Source organism: Candidatus Saccharibacteria bacterium, from assembly GCA_016432585.1.
Classification (GTDB): Bacteria; Patescibacteriota; Saccharimonadia; order Saccharimonadales; family Saccharimonadaceae.
Genome location: CP066696.1, coordinates 878460 through 894256 on the forward strand (window position 1 = coordinate 878460; position 15797 = coordinate 894256).

Consider the following 15797-nt stretch of genomic DNA (forward strand, 5'->3'; position numbering starts at 1 on the left):
ATACGCCGATCATTGTCGGCGTATTTTTATATGTTTGCTATTTTTACAAGCAGACGTTCAATAAGCAGCCATGGATCTTCGGCCGACGTTTTCATGCTGGCATCTGCCTCGGCAAATGCCGCACTCACCTTTTTGCCGCCCGCTACCCCAAGCTTGCCCGCGTACGGCGCCAACTTAGATAGCGCAAATGGATGCGCGCCTAAATCTTTCGCTACTTCGGCCGACGTCCTTCCTTCTGCTACACAAAGCGCAGCCAGCTGAAAGCCCTGGGTGCCAAGCAGCCCAAATAATCGATACGGATCCTCCGTAAGTTCAAGCGTTGCAAGCATTTTTTTCACTTTTAGCGAATCGCCCCGAAGCGCCCCTTCGAAAACATTAAACACGTTCTCCATAGGGTTCGCCTCGATAATATCTTCGATAAGTTCGGGGGTTACCGTTTGCATGGCGGCAAGCTTTTCGAGGGCACGATAGAGAAGCCATTGGTCTACCCCTACCCTTTCAACAAGTAGGCGCATACATTTTTTATCCAGATTAAATCCTAGACTTGCCGCCTCTTGCTCTACCCATCGCTGGGCCATTAGGCTGTCGCGATCGGTCCATATCTTTGACTCGTAAACTTCGGCCGCTTTTTGCAGCTGCTTATAGGTTTTCGTGCGTTTGTCGGGCTTCGTTTCTACTAACATCAGGTGAACATCGTCGGTCACCCGCGTTGTCCAATCGCCAAAATCATTCCACAACGTCTTGTTTTCAGAGAGCCCGCGAATAATCACAAGGCGCTTGCTTGCAAATAGCGTTCCGCCCATCAGAAGGTCAGGCAGCTGTCGCAGTTCGAGCGTCGCGCCGTCAAATCGCTCTGGTGAACCCTCAAACTCGGCGATAAGCTGCTTTATTTTGCGCTCATTCTCGAAACTATTCTCGCCAGTAATCAGCGTGATCATACGTTTTCCACCTGGCAGTGTGGACAAATATGGGTACCTCGCCCCGCCGCCTTGAATTTGACTATCGTTTCGCCGCATCGCGGGCACTCTTTACCTTCTCGTCTAAAAACGCGGGCGAAATCCAGATAACTCCCCCGCTTGCCTTCGGAATTGACATAATTCTTGTCGGTACTGCCACCCTTTTCGATCGCCATGTTCATAACCATTCGAAGTTCGGTGTATAACTTCTGAAACTCATCATGCGTAATAGTATTTACGAGCCGCTTAGGATGAATTTTGGCTCCCCATAAACTCTCATCGGCATAAATATTGCCGACACCCGCAATTACCGACTGATCAAGCAGCGCTGCTTTTATACTGGTTTTCGCGCGCCTCGTAAAACGCGCCGCAAATTCCTCGGGCGTAAAGTCGGCCTCTAGCGGCTCGGGGCCAACTTTTTTCATAAAATCGAGGTTCTGAACCTCTAGTTTTGGCATCAGTTTCACCCAGCCGAATTTTCGCTGGTCGTTAAAATAGAGGTGCGAAGTATCGCCAAACGTAAACGTAACGCGAGTCGATTTATCTGGCAAATCGCCAATCAAACTCTCGTTTGGGTGCCCCGCGCCAAACGCCGTTTCGCCACGAAATACCAACTGGCCGGTCATCTTTAGGTGAATTACCAGCGTGTAATCCGTCGACAAATCGATCAATAATACCTTTGCACGCCGTCGCACATCTGTTATTGTCGCGCCTATTAAAAAGCTGCGAACATCGGCGGTCGAATTAGGAAACCCCTTTGGGGTGTCGTGCTCTACCGCTGTTATTTTACGGCCGATAATAAGCTTGCTAAGCCCGCGGCGAATCGTCTCTACCTCGGGAAGTTCAGGCACGCCCCGCCTCCAGCAAGCTCATAAGGTCAGCCTCGCATTGTTGGGCGCTCGCACACACCAATCCGTGCATTCCGATAGCCTTTGCACCATCAACATTCCTCAAGATATCATCGATCATAATACATTCCGACGGCTCTAGTCCTAGTTTTGCGGCCGCAAGGTGGTAAATATCGGCATTTGGCTTAACCATACCTACCTCGCTCGAAAGAATAACGGTATCAAAAAGCTTCGTTAGTTCGTCTGGCGTAAAAAGCGTATTTATGCGACCACGCCCCACGTTGCTAAGTAGCGCAATCTTATACTCACCGTGCAAACGGGTAGCCAGCGCAATCACATCTTCGTTGCGAATACACTGCGCCTGAATAATATCGCGTACTTCGCTCCCTGGCCTATCCAAAAGTATCCCCACTTTATCCACATACTCCTTTTCAGAGAGGTATCCGTAGTCTGAACTGTGGCTAAGATCATTTAATTCTTGCAGATGCTCAGGCGGTACAATTGAACGAAGGTAGTCTAAACTACCGTGGCACAACACTCCAAAACAATCAAAAATAATACCGCGTATCACCTTACTAGTATACGCGGTATGGGGTTATAAATCGACTGCCTTAAGAAGGTCTTTGCTTGCAGGGATTTGCTTTAGGAATAATCCTTCAACCTGCGAAATACTGGCTTTAAATGAACCTGGCGAACCTTTGCATGTAGAGGTCCAGAGTCGCTTTACGACATTTGTACCCTCAAGCACTTCGTATTCGTATACCTGGCCAGTCGCACAGATACCACGGGTGTCATCTTTGTCCCCAGTGAGCGCCTCGCCCTTCATGTAGTTTGCCTTGTCGAGTGCGTAAACGAACTCTTCGTAGGCTTTATTGTTGTTATTGTAACGCTTTGTAGCGATACTGCTTTCTAGGTAGCCTTTATAGGTGGTAAGCGTGCGATTACCAGGGGTGACGGTAACGCGATACGAGCGAAAGTCTTCATCGGCCACAATCGCACCGCGAACAGTCATACGAACACTACGATCAGAAGATATAGTAAGCAGCGCGTCGCGCCCAACATCTACCTGCGACTGAGCGGCCGGATCGTCTCCGCCAAAAATAGCACGCCCAACAGATACAAGCGCTGCAATAGCGATCGCCACAACAATCAATACAAGAATGACTGGAAAGATTCGAGATCGGTTACCGTTATACATGGTTTTATTTAATCACCTTTATGCTTATTTGTCAATTAATTGCGTGCGAATACTCTTTTACTCTACCTAGAATAATACACCACTAAAGTAATTTATTCATCAACAACGTCGGCTATAACTCACCCCAGTTTTTGCCAATACCAACATCTACCTTTAGCGGGATTTTGAGCTCTGGGTAAATGTTTTCCATGGTATCTTTTAGGATTTCGGCCACTTTTTCGGCGTTTTCAGCTGGGCATTCTACTAAAATACTGTCATGCACCTGCAGTACTTGCTCGCCAAGGTCACCTAGGTGCTCATCTACCTTTAGCATCGCCATTTTCATAAGGTCGGCCTCGGTACCCTGAATCGGCATGTTGGCAGCGGCGCGCTTTGCACCTTCGCGCACCATAAAGTTGCTGCTGTTTACGTCTGGCGTTGGGCGACGACGGCCAAAGTAGGTCTCGACGTAGCCTTCGTTTTTTGCTTTTTCTAGCGTGTCGTCAATAAACTTGCGGATTGGCGCGCGCAAAGTAAAGTACTGGTCGATAAACGTTTTTGCTTCGGTAAAACTCATGCCAGTGGCCGCACTCAACCCGTGAGGACTCATGCCGTAGAGCACGCCAAAGTTAATCACCTTTGCGGCGCGGCGCTGCCCTTTCGTGACGTCATCTACTGGCACACCATAGGCTTCGCTGGCGGTTTTTGTGTGAATGTCGATTCCGGTTTTAAAGTCGGCAATCAGCTTTTCGTCACCCGCTAGAATTGCGGCTAAGCGAAGCTCGAACTGTGAATAGTCGGCGCTAACAAACACCTTGTCGCCATCTGGAATAAAGGCTTCACGAATCTTGCGACCAAGCTCGCTGCGCACCGGAATGTTCTGCAGGTTTGGATTGGTGCTCGATAAACGACCCGTACTCGCCACGTCTTGGTTAAAGGTAGTGTGAACACGCGACTGGTTATCTGCCTGAAGTGGCAGCGTATCGATATAGGTATTTTTAAGCTTAGCAAGCTCACGCGTGCGCTCGATTAACTCAACAATTGGGTGTTGGCCGCGCAGCTTGTCGAGTTCTTTCTGCCCGGTACTGTGCCCTGTTTTACCTTTTTTAATTCCCGCTGTCGGCAGCTGTAATTTGGTAAATAACACCTCTGAAAGCTGCGCCGGACTACCGATATTAAACTCGTAGCCAACCATGGCATACATTTCTTGTTCAAGCTTTTTGTGTTCATCGCCAAGCTCCTGGCTCATTTTAGCCAGTAAATCCTTGTCAATTTTCAGGCCCTTACTTTCCATGCGATAGAGCATGTATGTCAGCGGAAAATCTAGTTCGTAGGCGACTTTTGCTATCTTTGGCTCAGCCGTAAAACCTTTCGCCTGTGCCGCGTAAATACTCCAAAGCGACGCCATCACCTGCCCGGCGTTGGTTTCGTCGAGGGCTTCTTCGCCCGCAAGCGCGCCAATCGTACGGTCACGCATAAGCGGATCGAGCAAAAAGGCCGCTTGGCGAATATCGTGAATCGTATCAAACCGCACCTCTACGCCCTGCTTGTGCGCCGTGTGGTATGTTTCTTTTATATCGTAGGCAATAACTTTCACCATTTCGAGCGCGCGCCAAATGCTACTGTCGATATCGGCGAGTGGCGCCACAGCCACCGTCTTTTTATCGAGCGAAAGCCACACGGTATCGTTTGCAACGTAGAGCAACGCTTCGGCGCCAGCATCGAGCGAAAGTGTTTTTGGCCATTCAACCTCTTTAAGTGCAGGAATTGTTGGTTCTTTTATAGAATCGAACAGGCTACCTTGCGGAGACTGCTGCATATGCTTTGGCAAGCGACGTAGCAGCGAGGTAAATTCAAACTTTTTTAGCAACTCGGCGAGTTTTGCCGTATCAAGATCGTGAGCATCCATGTCGTCAAGGTTTAATGGAATCGGCGCATCGCACCAAATTCGCCCCACTTCGCGGCTAAGAAATGCCGATTCTTTGCCAGCCTCAAGCTTTTTAGCAACGCTTGGCTTAATATCATCGAGATGCTCGTAGATTCCCTCAAGCGTGGTAAATTCTTGTAGTAATTGCACTGCGGTTTTCTCGCCAATACCGGGAACGCCGGGAATATTATCACTGCTATCACCCTTTAGCGCCTTAAGATCAAGTAGTTGATCAACCTTAATTCCGTACTTATCTTCAAGGTAACTCACATTGAACTGCTCGATATCGGTAAAACCTTTTTTAAGCGCATACACGTGCGTTAGCGGACCAACCAGTTGCAGCATATCGAGGTCACTAGTAATAAGGCAAGTTTCGATATTTTGCGCGCTCGCCTGCTGCGCCAAACAACCCATAATATCATCAGCCTCATAATCGTCCACTTCGTAGAGCGGCCAGTTACAGGCTTCAAGCAGTTCGTTAAGCATTGGAATCTGCGCAAAAAAATCGTCTGGTGGTGTTTTGCGGCCTGCTTTGTACGTTGGCAGCAACTCTAAACGGCGGCGGATACTCGTTCCCTTTTTATCCCATGCAACCGCAACGTAATCGGGCTCGAGCTTTTTCATAATCTCGAGAGCAAGACTGGCAAACCCATACACTCCGCCCGTAGGCGTACCATCACGCAAACTAAGCCCCGGCATGGCGTAGTAGCCGCGGTAAAAGACACTTTTTCCATCGATAACAACAAGGCGCTTCATAGTACTAGTATACTTCATCTGTTACACTAGAGATCATGAAACATCACGAAAATGTAAAAATTGTCGCGTTTGTTGGCCTTGCGGGCAGCGGCAAAAGTACGGCTGTCGACTATCTTACCGAAAAAGGCTATCCAAAAGTTTACTTTGGCGGGATCGTTCTTGAAGAGGTTAAAAAACGAGGTCTCGAACTAACGCAGGAAAACGAACAACCAATACGCGAAGAACTTCGCGCCAGCGAAGGCAAAGATTTTGTCGTTCGCCGTATTATTACCCAGGTTCACGACCTTATTGTCGCTGGGCAGCACCGAATTGTTGCCGACGGCCTTTACAGCTGGACCGAATACAAAGCACTTAAACACGAATTTCCTGGCGAACTAACAGTTATCGCCGTCGTTGCACCAAAACATCTGCGTAAAAGCCGCATGGCTAACCGCCCCGTTCGCCCGCTTACTTCAGAGCAAGTCGATCAGCGAGACTGGGCTGAAATCGAAAATATCGAAAAAGGTGGCCCGATTGCTATCGCCGACCATTACATTATTAACGATGGAACGGTCGAAAAATTACACGAGCAACTCGATAACGAACTCAATCATATCGAATTTTACGATCAATAAGACTGTGAATAAAAAAACCGCCGAATTACCGGCGGTTTTTTATTTAGCTTTTAACCTAGATATTCGTGAAGTTTCTTGGCGTCTTTGTGCTTGCGAAGTTTAGCAAGCGCCTTTGCTTCGATTTGGCGAATACGCTCGCGGGTAACGGCGAATTCCTGCCCTACTTCTTCTAGCGTGTGGCTTTTACCGTTTTCAAGACCAAAACGCATCTTTACAATTTTTTGCTCGCGATCAGAAAGCGTTGAGAGGATTGACTGAACTTGCTCTTTTAAAAGCTGGCTCGTTGCCGATTCTTCTGGCGTCGCGCCGTCTTCGTCTTCGATAAAGTCACCAAGAACACTATCTTCGTCTTCGCCGTCGCGGCCAACGCCTGCATCAAGACTCGTAATATCCTGCTTGATTTTAATAACGTACTCAACCTTGTCCGGCTCCATCTCGAGCTCTTTTGCCAGCTCTTCGATAGTCGGCTCGCGGTTAAGTTCTTGGGTCATGCGGCGCTGTGTGCGAAGCAGTTTGTTGATTGTTTCAACCATATGCACCGGAATACGAATCGTACGCGCCTGGTCAGCAATCGCACGGGTAATCGCCTGGCGAATCCACCATGTAGCGTACGTACTAAACTTAAATCCTTTGTCTGGGTCGAATTTTTCTACCGCACGCAAAAGCCCGGTGTTACCTTCCTGAATAAGGTCAAGAAAATCTAGTCCGCGGCCACTGTAACGCTTGGCGATAGATACCACAAGACGCATGTTCGCCTCGGCCATTTTATCTTTGGCTTTTTTGTCGCCAGCAACAACTTTTTGCGCCAATGCTAGCTCTTCTTCGGCGTTTAGTAGTGGGATTTTACCAATTTCGCGAAGATACAAACGAACGCTGTCGTCGGATACGTCGTCGAAATACTGGCCGCTGTTCAGCGTATCAATATCGTCTTCTTCTTCGTCAACGAGCTCATCTAGCGCTGGTTCGTCGAGGTCGCTAAGGGGGCCACCGCTTGCATCAATCACCTTGTCATCGTCGGATGCTGGTGGAAGGGTTGTATTTTTAGGCATTATTTCTCTCCTTAATTAATTGCTCTCGCAGTTTTGTGGCTTTGTCATCATCACCGATCGCATCGGCTTCTTCGATCTGTTTTTCTAACTGTTGTATTTTGTGGTTTTTTGTTAACATCCTCAGGACTTGAGCTGCGGAATCAATTCGTGATTGTTCATTCCAGTACAGTGTATCAACGTCGGGGTTTAATAGTAACATTGTCACATACTTTTCGTGTTCTTGCAACTCTGGTGGAATGCCGTCGAGCGGTTTGCCAAGATGTTTCACGATATAGGTCGCCACTGCGCGCTGATCGTCGATAGCAAATATCATGGGATCGACACCCCTAAATAAATCCTGCACATGAATATCCCGGCACGCAACCGATAGAAGCGACTCTACGTTCTTATCGCGTTTTACCGGCGCAGGTATCTTATATGATGCCGGTTTTTGCACTTGTTTTTGCGGCTGAGCTTCTTCACGTTTTACCGATTGAAGCTTCGTTTTAATCGCCTCGAGCGACGACCCTGTAATTGCCGCGATCTTCTGCTCGTAATGGTCACGCTCTACCGCGTCGTTCAGCCCGCGAACAACTTGTAGTGCAGCCGTGGTAAATGCACGCTTACCGCTTGCCGTCGTAATGTCCTCGCGCTTGCCATATTGCATCAAAATCCAATCAACCGCAGGCTCGGCGGTATCGATAGCTTTCTGCCACAAAGCAGGATCTTTTTGAATGAGTTCGTCGGGATCTTTAAATCCTTCGGGAAGCGTAATGATCGTTAGCTCTACACCCACTTCGCTCGCAATAGGAATCGCCCGTTCGGTCGCCGCAATACCTGCTTTGTCGCCATCGAACGCTAGGCGAACATTACCCGTAAGCCGGCGGAGCGCACGCAGGTGGTTTTCGGTCATTGCCGTCCCCGCCGTTGCCACAACACCCAGAATCCCCGCCTGATGGCTACTGACAACATCAAGATTTCCTTCAACAATCACCGCGTAATCGTTAGTACGGATCGCTTCTTTCGCCTGACTCAAACCAAACACATGGCGGCCTTTGTCGTATAAAATCGTCTGCGGCGTATTAAGGTATTTTGGTGCGTTCGGATCGTCGGCGATAATACGCGCCGTAAAGCCAATCACCTGTCCCGCGCCGTCCATAAGCGGTACTGTCATGCGGCCACGGAACATGTCACCACCAAAACGGTTTGTTAGGCCGGCATCGCTCAGCTCGCTGCGACTAAACCCTTTTTTAGATAAAAACTGCACCAAAGCATCGCCCGCAGTCGGCGCGTAGCCGATTTTAAAATCCTGTACAATTTGTTTTGAAAGGCCACGCTTTTTAAAAACGTATTCCAAGGCATGCTGATTTTTTAACAGGCTGTGCTGATAATAATTCGCAGCCAGTTCATGCGCCTCTAGTAAGCGTTTTTTACGCCGTGCTAGATCTTGATTGCCTTTAGACTCGTACAGGCTAAGATCGACGCCAGCTTTGCGTGCCAAATGTTCTAACGCCTGACGAAAGTCCATCCCCTCTACTTCCATCACAAAACTAAAAACGTCACCGCCTTTGTTTGAGGAAAAGTCGTGCCAGATATGTTTGTCGGGGCTCACAAAAAAACTCGGCGTTTTCTCACCGCTAAACGGGCTAAGCCCCTTAAAGTTACGCCCTGCGCGCTTCAGCTGGACATATTCCCCCACCACATCCTCGATATTGAGGCGCGCGCGTACTTCTTCCTTGGCGTCCTGCATGGTTTTATTATATCACCCTTTACCTCTGTTACCCGCATATGCTTTAATAGAAGCAGTATGTATCCAGACCAAAATCAAAACCAGCCACCAGTTCAACCACCCACACAACCTGGGCAGCAACCGCAGTACTCTATCGATTACCTAAATCAAATTGCTCCACCAGCTAAAAAACCCGGCATGAACAACCGAATTTTTATTTTTCTTGCTGGTGGTGGCCTGCTACTTGCGGTGATTATTGGATTCTTCTCACTTATCAACAGTGGCACTGGACCAACCGAAAAAATGCAAACCCTTGCTGCACGCATAGAAGCTCTTCATACCGTCTCTGACAAATCTCAAAAAAATATTCAAAGCGGCGATCTTCGCAGCACGAATAGCAACCTTACCGTATTTCTTACGAACGCCTACCGTGACATCGCAGAGCCACTCGACACCAACAATGTCGACATAAAAAACATCGACAAAGAAATCGCTGCCGCCGAAGAGACCGCAGCAGAAGAGCTAACACAAAAGCTCGAAGATGCCCGGCTAAACGCCGTTTTTGACCGCGTCTATGCGCGCGAAATGGCCTACCAGCTCGATAAAGTTGCTGCCCTTATGAAAGATATTTACGGATCAGTTAAAAGCAAATCCCTCAAGGATTTCCTTGTCTCTACCGATACAAACCTGCAACCACTTAAAAAGCAGTTCTACGATTTTAGCGCCGAAAGCAACGAGTAGCGCTACTTCTCTGCGACAAGTTGGTAGCTAAGATTTGCAAGATCTTTAATTTCGTCGTCAGCCAACTGGCCTGTACAAATAATCGTATTCCAGTGTTTTTTATTCAGGTGATACCCCGGAATAACCGTTTCGTACTTCTCGCGCAATATTTCAGCGAGCTGCGGATCGCACTTTAAGCTTACACGAAGCGGCGTACTGCCATCCTGAATAATCGCGAACATCTTGCCTTCGCCGGTTTCTTTGTGGCCGATTTTATAGACCGACGTGCCTTCGCCAAACGGAAAATCAAGCCACGTGTTTGGAAAACTAAGAAGATATTCTTCGATTTGTTTATGCGTCATATACTCATTCTACAGATAGAGCACTAGGGTTGGCAACAGGAAGTTCTATACCCTCACCTTTTTCAGGTAGTATTCAAGCTCCATAATACTGCCACGGATATCCCCGATCGCACGGTGATCTTGCGGTTTTGCGAATTTTTTGCCGTACTTTCCTTCAAACACAACCTTCCACGCACTAACGTCGAGCATGCGGTAATGTAGCTTGGCATCGAGGCGCGGCCAATGCGACACAATAAACCGCCTGTCCATATGAATGGAGTTGCCTGCAAGAAGCACGGGCACGCCCTCTTCAAAATGCTCGTCAATAAATGCTAGTAGATCATCTTCTACCTCAACAAGATCCTTGCCTTTGGCATTTTGCGATACAAGCCCATTGCGTGAATCGGGGTTTGCATCCCAAAAAACACTATTCGCCTGCAAGCGTTCTTCGAGGTTCATTTCTTCGTTTTTAATAATCCCCTCGTAAATTGCAATTTCTTTAAACTCCCAATCGGTTGCAATTGCAGCAACCTCCATAATGTAGTCGTTCTCGGCATCAAGGCCGGTCATCTCAAGGTCGATCCAAATAATCTTTGCTTTTTTAGTCATACTCCTATTGTACTCCTTTGGAGTCGGGCGTAAATTTCAAGCTAAGCGAGTTAATACAAAAACGTTTATCTGTTGGGGTATCAAAACCTTCCCCCTCGAATATATGACCAAGGTGACTGCCACAGTTCGAGCACGTCACTTCAGTACGTGACATCCCCAATGTCTCGTCGGTATGAAAATCGACAGCACCGGGCGTCGCATCGTAAAAACTCGGCCACCCGCATGCGGCGTCAAACTTGGTTTTACTATCAAATAAAATCTGGCCGCAAGCCCCACAAGCATACACACCGTCAGCGTACAGGCCATCGTACTCACCACTAAAAGGCGCTTCCGTTCGCCTTTCTCGAAGTACCGCAAACTGCTGCGGACTGAGAATCTTACGCCACTGCTCGTCTGTTTTCTCTACTTTCGCCATACCACCCCTCCTAAAATAGTGCGCTCTACAAAAAAGTATATCACTTTGGTGAAAATGCACTGGAGGAAAGCGCGGCGGGCGGGCGGTGAGTCGGCGACCCTCCGCCCGCCCCGAAAGTCAGCTCTCTTGCGCGGGACAGATCGTGATGTGCGTCGGGGTCCTGACGACAGTGACGCGCTTGTCCTCTTCGAGCTTCTTCAGAACGCCGAGGACTTCGGAGCGGTTACGACCGCTCATCCCCAGGACATTCATCAGGCGATGGTGCTGCACGCACACCTCGCCCTCCCGCTCAACCTTGTCAAGAATCGTCTTTCTGACACTCGCCACTTTTCCTCCAGTGGTCAGCCGGGATGGGCGATTCCCATACCCGTACCGTCTCGCTCTAGAAACAAAAAACCGAGGAGTTATCCTCGGCGGTGTTTCTGGTGCGATGAACCGAAAACTACGTCGCCGAGCGGTCGCTAAAAACAATCGTGAGAAGCTCAGACTGTTGATATGCGATGCTTGTTGCCGCCGTTTTCATAAAATATAGTATATCATAGAGACGACAACTCGGCAAAATCAACTACATGCGCTCAGGAATCTCGATGCCAAGCACACCAAGGCCGTGACCAAACACATGACTCACCTTTTGTAGTAGCGCGATACGCGCAGCTTTTTCATCATCTTTTACATCGCCGGTAGCAACCGGCGTATTTTCGTAGTAGCGATTCATCTCACGGGCGAGTTCGTACATATAGGTAGCGATTTTATGCGGCTCCAAGTCACGCGCACTCACGCGGATAACATCTGGATATTCGAGTAATTTTGCGATAACCGCTTTTTCAGCCTCATAATCATAGTCGTCAAACGAAACACTTGTCGCTTCACGATTGTCGGAAATAATTTTATTCACACGCACTGCCGCGTATTGAATGTATGGTCCGCTAAACCCAGTAAGCGCAAAGATCGTTTTCCAGTCGAACAAAATATTGGTACGTCGGTCGGCAGTAAAGTCGCTAAACTTAATAGCGCCCAAGGCGATTTTTTTCACGTCGTCATCTGACACGTCGCGCCCTTCTACGATCTCTTTGGCTTTTTGCTCGGCGGTATCAAGCAGCTCTTCCATCAAGACAACACCCTTACGGCTGCTCATTTTTTCCCTTGTGCCGTCTTCATTCACCTGGTCGATCATGCCAAACCACAGGTGGATAAGCTCTGTTTTAATACCGAGCTTTTTCGCCATCGCAAACAGCTGCGTAAAGTAAAACTGCTGCTCACTCCCTACTGCGTATATCACTCGGTCTGGGTGCCATGTCTCTTCACGATAAAGAATCGTCGCAAGATCGGTCGTAGCGTACAGCGCCGCACCATTCGATTTTTGTACCAACAGCGGTACATCAAACCCATCAAGTGGCACAATAACCGAACCGTCGTCATTTTTCACCGCTACACCAGTCTCTAGCAGTTTTTGAACAGCCGCTTTTCCCTTGGGCGCAAAAAATGCCTCGCCTAGCTCAAAGTCGGTCGATATTTTTAGCCGGTCCATAATTTCATGAATATGCGCCAGCGAAATCTCGTTAAAGCGCTTGCTGTAACGAGCCGCTTCTTCGTCGCCCGCCTCTAGCTTTATAAGCCAGTCCTGCACCCGGTCGGCAAGCGTTGTCTCGCCGCGCTCTTTTTCTTCTTTAAGCGCTTTTTTCGTCTGAATATACACCCTACCAAGTTCGTAAACGCCATCTTGAGTCAGCTTTTCTTCGCTGCTAAATGCCAAAAAGCCAACAACCCACACACCAAACGGCGCGCCGTAGTCGCCTAAGTGATTGTCGGTAATTACCTTCCAACCCGTCGCCTCCATAAGGCGTTTTGCAGCCCATCCTTGGTTTCCAGGGCGAAGATGCCCAATACTGTACGGCTTGGCCATATTCTGGCTAGGGTATTCAACAACCACGGTCTTCCCCTCACCTTCGCGGCTTTCGCCAAAGTTTGGCAACCAGGCAGATTCCAGTTCGCCTGCCAGGCTTCGCGCCGCAACGCGGAGGTTGATAAAACCAGGGCCAGCGATAGTTACCTCAGAAAAATCGCCACTCTCACGCAGCTTTTCAACAATCTGGCCCGCAATGTCACGAGGACTCTTACCGAGTGGCTTTGCAAGCTGCATCGCTACATTCGTTGCATAGTCACCAAACTGCGGGTCAGGACGCGTCAATACTACCGATATATCGGTATCGAATAATTCTTTTATGAGGAGGGAGATTTTCGTTTCCATTACCACCATTATAACAGAGGTAAATAAAAACCGAATCCTTTTACCTTACTTAACAAACCCTATTCTTCACTAGGCTGCTGCTCGGGGAGCGACAACTCGTTGGTCGAGACAACGCTAAGGCCCTTGACGTTGTGCATCAAAACACGCAGCGCGTCAAAATCTTCGCTGGTGATTGTTGGCTCTGCTGTTATGTCTTCTTCTGCCATGCTTTTTTGTTTTTAATACTTTCAATATAAACATTAGCATTTTTACCGTCTAATGTCAATCCCTTGGCGCCCACACCCCTACCCGCTATAGTAAAGACATGAGAAAAACCACAAGCGGTTTTACCATTGTAGAATTGCTGATCGTTGTCGTTATTATCGCCATTCTGGCGGCTATTACGATTGTCGCCTACAACGGAATCCAACAACGTGCCAAGGTCTCGGCGCTCGTTAGCGGGCTCAAAGCGTCCGATAAGGCTTTGCGACTTTACGCAACCGATCAAGGCTTTAATACATGGCCGCGAGATAATGCGATTATCTCGGGATATACTAACCCCACACTCCAAACATTTATCGCTCAAACCACCACATTTAAAAACTATATGCAAACAGCGCCGAATGTTGCAAACTCCCCTACGCTTTCATGGTTTTACGACAACGACGACGACATAAAGCCGGCGTGTGGATCCCGTTACAATGGCACCAATATCATTATTATTGGCCTCGACCAATCAACGGCCGAGGCAGTAGATGCAACGCTCGATGACGGTGATATAGCCTGTGGCAAAGTGCGCTACACCACCGTCGACTCGTATCTTTTTTACACGCTCAGCTACAGTTCCGTTATGGAATAGTCTATCTTTTTTTCGCTGCCTTGATCAAACCCAAAAAAAGCGGGTGCGCGCGCAGAGGACGGCTCCGGAATTCGGGGTGCGCCTGAGTAGCGACAAAGTAATCGTTCGCCGAGGCCTCAACAAACTCAACTAACTTCCCATCTGGCGAGGTGCCGCTTATCGTAAGACCACCCTTTTCAATCTGTTGAACAAACTTTTGATTCACCTCGTAACGGTGGCGGTGACGTTCGGTAATTTGTCTCGCTGCATAAAGCTTTTCAGTAAGTGTGCCCTTCTTAAGCTTTGCCGGATAATTACCAAGACGCAGCGTTCCACCGGTCGACTCTTTGCCAGCCTGACCGTCCATAATGTACACAACGTCGCTCTTCGTCGGCCCAAATTCGGTACTATTTGCATCTTTTACCCCTGCTTTTCGCGCAGCAGCAATCACCGCCACCTGAAGCCCCAGGCAGATACCAAGGTACGGTACGTTGTTATCGAGGGCATACCCGGCCGCGGCAATCTTTCCCTCTACTCCGCGCGAGCCAAACCCGCCAGGAACAAGCAGCGCATCGACGCTCGCAAAGTCGCTATCCGTCGCCTTTTCGGCGTTGATCCATTTTACTTTTACCCCTACTTTTTCGGCCCATGCAGCGGCTTTTAGCGCTTCAACAACAGAAAGGTACGTGTCTTCGTTGTCCATATACTTGGCCACCAACCCCACCGTAACAGTTTTTGCTGGATTACTCGTTTGCATCTTCACGATTTTTTTCCAACCCAAAAGATCAGGTTCATTCTGCAAATCAGCGAATCTCATAAGTATCTGATGAAGGCCACTTTCGGCGATTGTCAGCGGCACCCTGTATACCGTGTCGGCGTTTGGCAAAAGCAGCACGTTATCTTCGGGAACGCCACCAAACAGACTGATTTTTTTCGCAACGCTTGCCGGCGCGACTTCATCGGTACGAACAACCACGCAATCTGGAACGATACCAAATCCGCGAAGATCATTCAGTGCATTTTGCGCCGGTTTGGTTTTAAATTCTTTGCTTGTACCCAAAAAAGGCACATACACCACATGAACGAATAAACAGTTCTGACGACCAACCGCCTGCGAAAACTCGCGAATTGCCTCGACAAAGCTAAGGCCTTCGTAGTCGCCTACCGTGCCACCAATCTCGACAATATGCACATCACTCCCCGTGCCTGCGTGCGCGATTGCCCGCTGGATAGATTTTGTAAGGTGCGGCACAAGCTGCACGGTCTTACCACCAAATTTACCCGCCCGTTCGTCGGCAATAAGTTCAGATAACAATCTTCCCGAGAGAGTCGCGTTTTTTTGCGTCAACTCAATATCTAAAAAGCGTTCGTAGTGCCCAAGATCGAGATCCGTTTCGGCACCATCTTTTGTCACAAAGCATTCGCCATGTTCCGCAGGATTCAAAAGGCCCGCATCTACATTGAGATACGGGTCACACTTTTGAATGGAAACACGCGAACCAGCAGCTTGCAAGACGGCACCCATGCTTGCTGCGGTTATACCTTTTCCTACCCCCGAGAGAACACCCCCAGTTACAAATATATATTTTTCTTTTTGTCCCATGTCGTTTGT

Annotated in this window: 17 protein-coding genes; 3 read left to right on the plus strand and 14 right to left on the minus strand. The window is 48.6% G+C overall.

The genetic code is table 11. The features are described 5' to 3' along the window. Nucleotides 1–26 precede the first annotated feature (26 nt). From holA to polA, 5 genes are all read right to left on the minus strand, one after another. A complete protein-coding gene (gene holA / locus HZB75_04780; GenBank protein ID QQG50807.1) occupies nucleotides 27–938 on the minus strand; it encodes a DNA polymerase III subunit delta in 912 nt (303 codons plus the stop codon). Next, nucleotides 935–1807 carry a bifunctional DNA-formamidopyrimidine glycosylase/DNA-(apurinic or apyrimidinic site) lyase gene (gene mutM / locus HZB75_04785; GenBank protein QQG50808.1) on the minus strand — a complete coding sequence of 291 codons (873 nt, stop codon included), beginning with the start codon at nucleotides 1805–1807 and terminating at the stop codon, nucleotides 935–937. Before mutM ends, holA begins: the two co-directional genes overlap by 4 nt. After that, a complete protein-coding gene (locus HZB75_04790) occupies nucleotides 1800–2375 on the minus strand; it encodes an HAD family phosphatase (GenBank protein QQG50809.1) in 576 nt (191 codons plus the stop codon). The genes mutM and HZB75_04790 overlap by 8 nt, the downstream gene beginning before the upstream one ends. 24 nt (nucleotides 2376–2399) lie before the next feature. Beyond that, complete coding sequence (locus tag HZB75_04795) at nucleotides 2400–3002, minus strand: hypothetical protein (protein QQG50810.1); 603 nt, start codon at nucleotides 3000–3002, stop codon at nucleotides 2400–2402. Nucleotides 3003–3114: 112 nt separating this feature from the next. After that, entirely contained in the window at nucleotides 3115–5664 is a 2550-nt protein-coding gene (gene polA / locus HZB75_04800) for a DNA polymerase I (protein ID QQG50811.1), read from the minus strand. A gap of 35 nt (nucleotides 5665–5699) precedes the next feature. On the opposite strand from polA, the gene HZB75_04805 reads away from it, so the two are divergent. Continuing rightward, nucleotides 5700–6278, plus strand: a complete 579-nt coding sequence (locus HZB75_04805) for an AAA family ATPase (GenBank protein QQG50812.1) — start codon at nucleotides 5700–5702, stop codon at nucleotides 6276–6278. 50 nt (nucleotides 6279–6328) lie between these two features. On the opposite strand, the gene rpoD is transcribed toward HZB75_04805, so the two are convergent. Both rpoD and HZB75_04815 read right to left on the minus strand, forming a co-directional pair. Then, complete coding sequence (gene rpoD, locus HZB75_04810) at nucleotides 6329–7327, minus strand: RNA polymerase sigma factor RpoD (GenBank protein QQG50813.1); 999 nt, start codon at nucleotides 7325–7327, stop codon at nucleotides 6329–6331. Beyond that, a complete protein-coding gene (locus tag HZB75_04815) occupies nucleotides 7320–9056 on the minus strand; it encodes a DNA primase (protein QQG50814.1) in 1737 nt (578 codons plus the stop codon). Before HZB75_04815 ends, rpoD begins: the two co-directional genes overlap by 8 nt. Before the next feature lie 57 nt (nucleotides 9057–9113). Here HZB75_04815 and HZB75_04820 point away from each other — a divergent pair, with 57 nt between their 5' ends. Further along, nucleotides 9114–9776 carry a hypothetical protein gene (locus tag HZB75_04820; protein ID QQG50815.1) on the plus strand — a complete coding sequence of 221 codons (663 nt, stop codon included), beginning with the start codon at nucleotides 9114–9116 and terminating at the stop codon, nucleotides 9774–9776. A 2-nt stretch (nucleotides 9777–9778) separates the two neighbouring features. On the opposite strand, the gene HZB75_04825 is transcribed toward HZB75_04820, so the two are convergent. From HZB75_04825 to HZB75_04850, 6 genes are all read right to left on the minus strand, one after another. Next, nucleotides 9779–10117, minus strand: coding sequence for an MmcQ/YjbR family DNA-binding protein (locus HZB75_04825; protein ID QQG50816.1), 339 nt, complete (start codon nucleotides 10115–10117; stop codon nucleotides 9779–9781). A 45-nt stretch (nucleotides 10118–10162) separates the two neighbouring features. Then, nucleotides 10163–10705 (minus strand): oligoribonuclease, encoded by a 543-nt coding sequence (gene orn / locus HZB75_04830; GenBank protein ID QQG50817.1) that lies wholly within the window; start codon nucleotides 10703–10705, stop codon nucleotides 10163–10165. Between the two features lie 4 nt (nucleotides 10706–10709). Then, on the minus strand, nucleotides 10710–11120 hold the full coding sequence (gene msrB / locus HZB75_04835) for a peptide-methionine (R)-S-oxide reductase MsrB (GenBank protein ID QQG50818.1): 411 nt from the start codon (nucleotides 11118–11120) through the stop codon (nucleotides 10710–10712). A gap of 117 nt (nucleotides 11121–11237) precedes the next feature. Further along, nucleotides 11238–11447: a hypothetical protein gene (locus tag HZB75_04840; protein ID QQG50819.1), complete on the minus strand. Its 210-nt coding sequence runs from the start codon at nucleotides 11445–11447 to the stop codon at nucleotides 11238–11240. 238 nt (nucleotides 11448–11685) lie between these two features. Further along, nucleotides 11686–13368, minus strand: a complete 1683-nt coding sequence (gene argS / locus HZB75_04845) for an arginine--tRNA ligase (protein QQG50820.1) — start codon at nucleotides 13366–13368, stop codon at nucleotides 11686–11688. A 59-nt stretch (nucleotides 13369–13427) separates the two neighbouring features. After that, nucleotides 13428–13574 carry a hypothetical protein gene (locus HZB75_04850; GenBank protein QQG50821.1) on the minus strand — a complete coding sequence of 49 codons (147 nt, stop codon included), beginning with the start codon at nucleotides 13572–13574 and terminating at the stop codon, nucleotides 13428–13430. A 98-nt stretch (nucleotides 13575–13672) separates the two neighbouring features. On the opposite strand from HZB75_04850, the gene HZB75_04855 reads away from it, so the two are divergent. Then, nucleotides 13673–14206 carry a prepilin-type N-terminal cleavage/methylation domain-containing protein gene (locus HZB75_04855; GenBank protein QQG50822.1) on the plus strand — a complete coding sequence of 178 codons (534 nt, stop codon included), beginning with the start codon at nucleotides 13673–13675 and terminating at the stop codon, nucleotides 14204–14206. Nucleotide 14207: 1 nt separating this feature from the next. On the opposite strand, the gene HZB75_04860 is transcribed toward HZB75_04855, so the two are convergent. Continuing rightward, entirely contained in the window at nucleotides 14208–15788 is a 1581-nt protein-coding gene (locus tag HZB75_04860; GenBank protein QQG51373.1) for a CTP synthase, read from the minus strand. Between the last annotated feature and the right edge of the window lie 9 nt (nucleotides 15789–15797).

Bases quoted from the DNA above. Each gene is read 5' to 3' on its own strand.
- polA (QQG50811.1), bottom strand. From the start codon at position 5,664: ATGAAGCGCCTTGTTGTTATCGATGGAAAAAGTGTCTTTTACCGCGGC.
- HZB75_04860 (QQG51373.1), bottom strand. From the start codon at position 15,788: ATGGGACAAAAAGAAAAATATATATTTGTAACTGGGGGTGTTCTCTCG.
- argS (QQG50820.1), bottom strand. From the start codon at position 13,368: ATGGAAACGAAAATCTCCCTCCTCATAAAAGAATTATTCGATACCGAT.
- HZB75_04795 (QQG50810.1), bottom strand. From the start codon at position 3,002: ATGTATAACGGTAACCGATCTCGAATCTTTCCAGTCATTCTTGTATTG.
- HZB75_04805 (QQG50812.1), top strand. From the start codon at position 5,700: ATGAAACATCACGAAAATGTAAAAATTGTCGCGTTTGTTGGCCTTGCG.
- msrB (QQG50818.1), bottom strand. From the start codon at position 11,120: ATGGCGAAAGTAGAGAAAACAGACGAGCAGTGGCGTAAGATTCTCAGT.
- rpoD (QQG50813.1), bottom strand. From the start codon at position 7,327: ATGCCTAAAAATACAACCCTTCCACCAGCATCCGACGATGACAAGGTG.
- HZB75_04850 (QQG50821.1), bottom strand. From the start codon at position 13,574: ATGGCAGAAGAAGACATAACAGCAGAGCCAACAATCACCAGCGAAGAT.
- HZB75_04820 (QQG50815.1), top strand. From the start codon at position 9,114: ATGTATCCAGACCAAAATCAAAACCAGCCACCAGTTCAACCACCCACA.
- orn (QQG50817.1), bottom strand. From the start codon at position 10,705: ATGACTAAAAAAGCAAAGATTATTTGGATCGACCTTGAGATGACCGGC.
- HZB75_04825 (QQG50816.1), bottom strand. From the start codon at position 10,117: ATGACGCATAAACAAATCGAAGAATATCTTCTTAGTTTTCCAAACACG.
- holA (QQG50807.1), bottom strand. From the start codon at position 938: ATGATCACGCTGATTACTGGCGAGAATAGTTTCGAGAATGAGCGCAAA.
- HZB75_04815 (QQG50814.1), bottom strand. From the start codon at position 9,056: ATGCAGGACGCCAAGGAAGAAGTACGCGCGCGCCTCAATATCGAGGAT.
- HZB75_04855 (QQG50822.1), top strand. From the start codon at position 13,673: ATGAGAAAAACCACAAGCGGTTTTACCATTGTAGAATTGCTGATCGTT.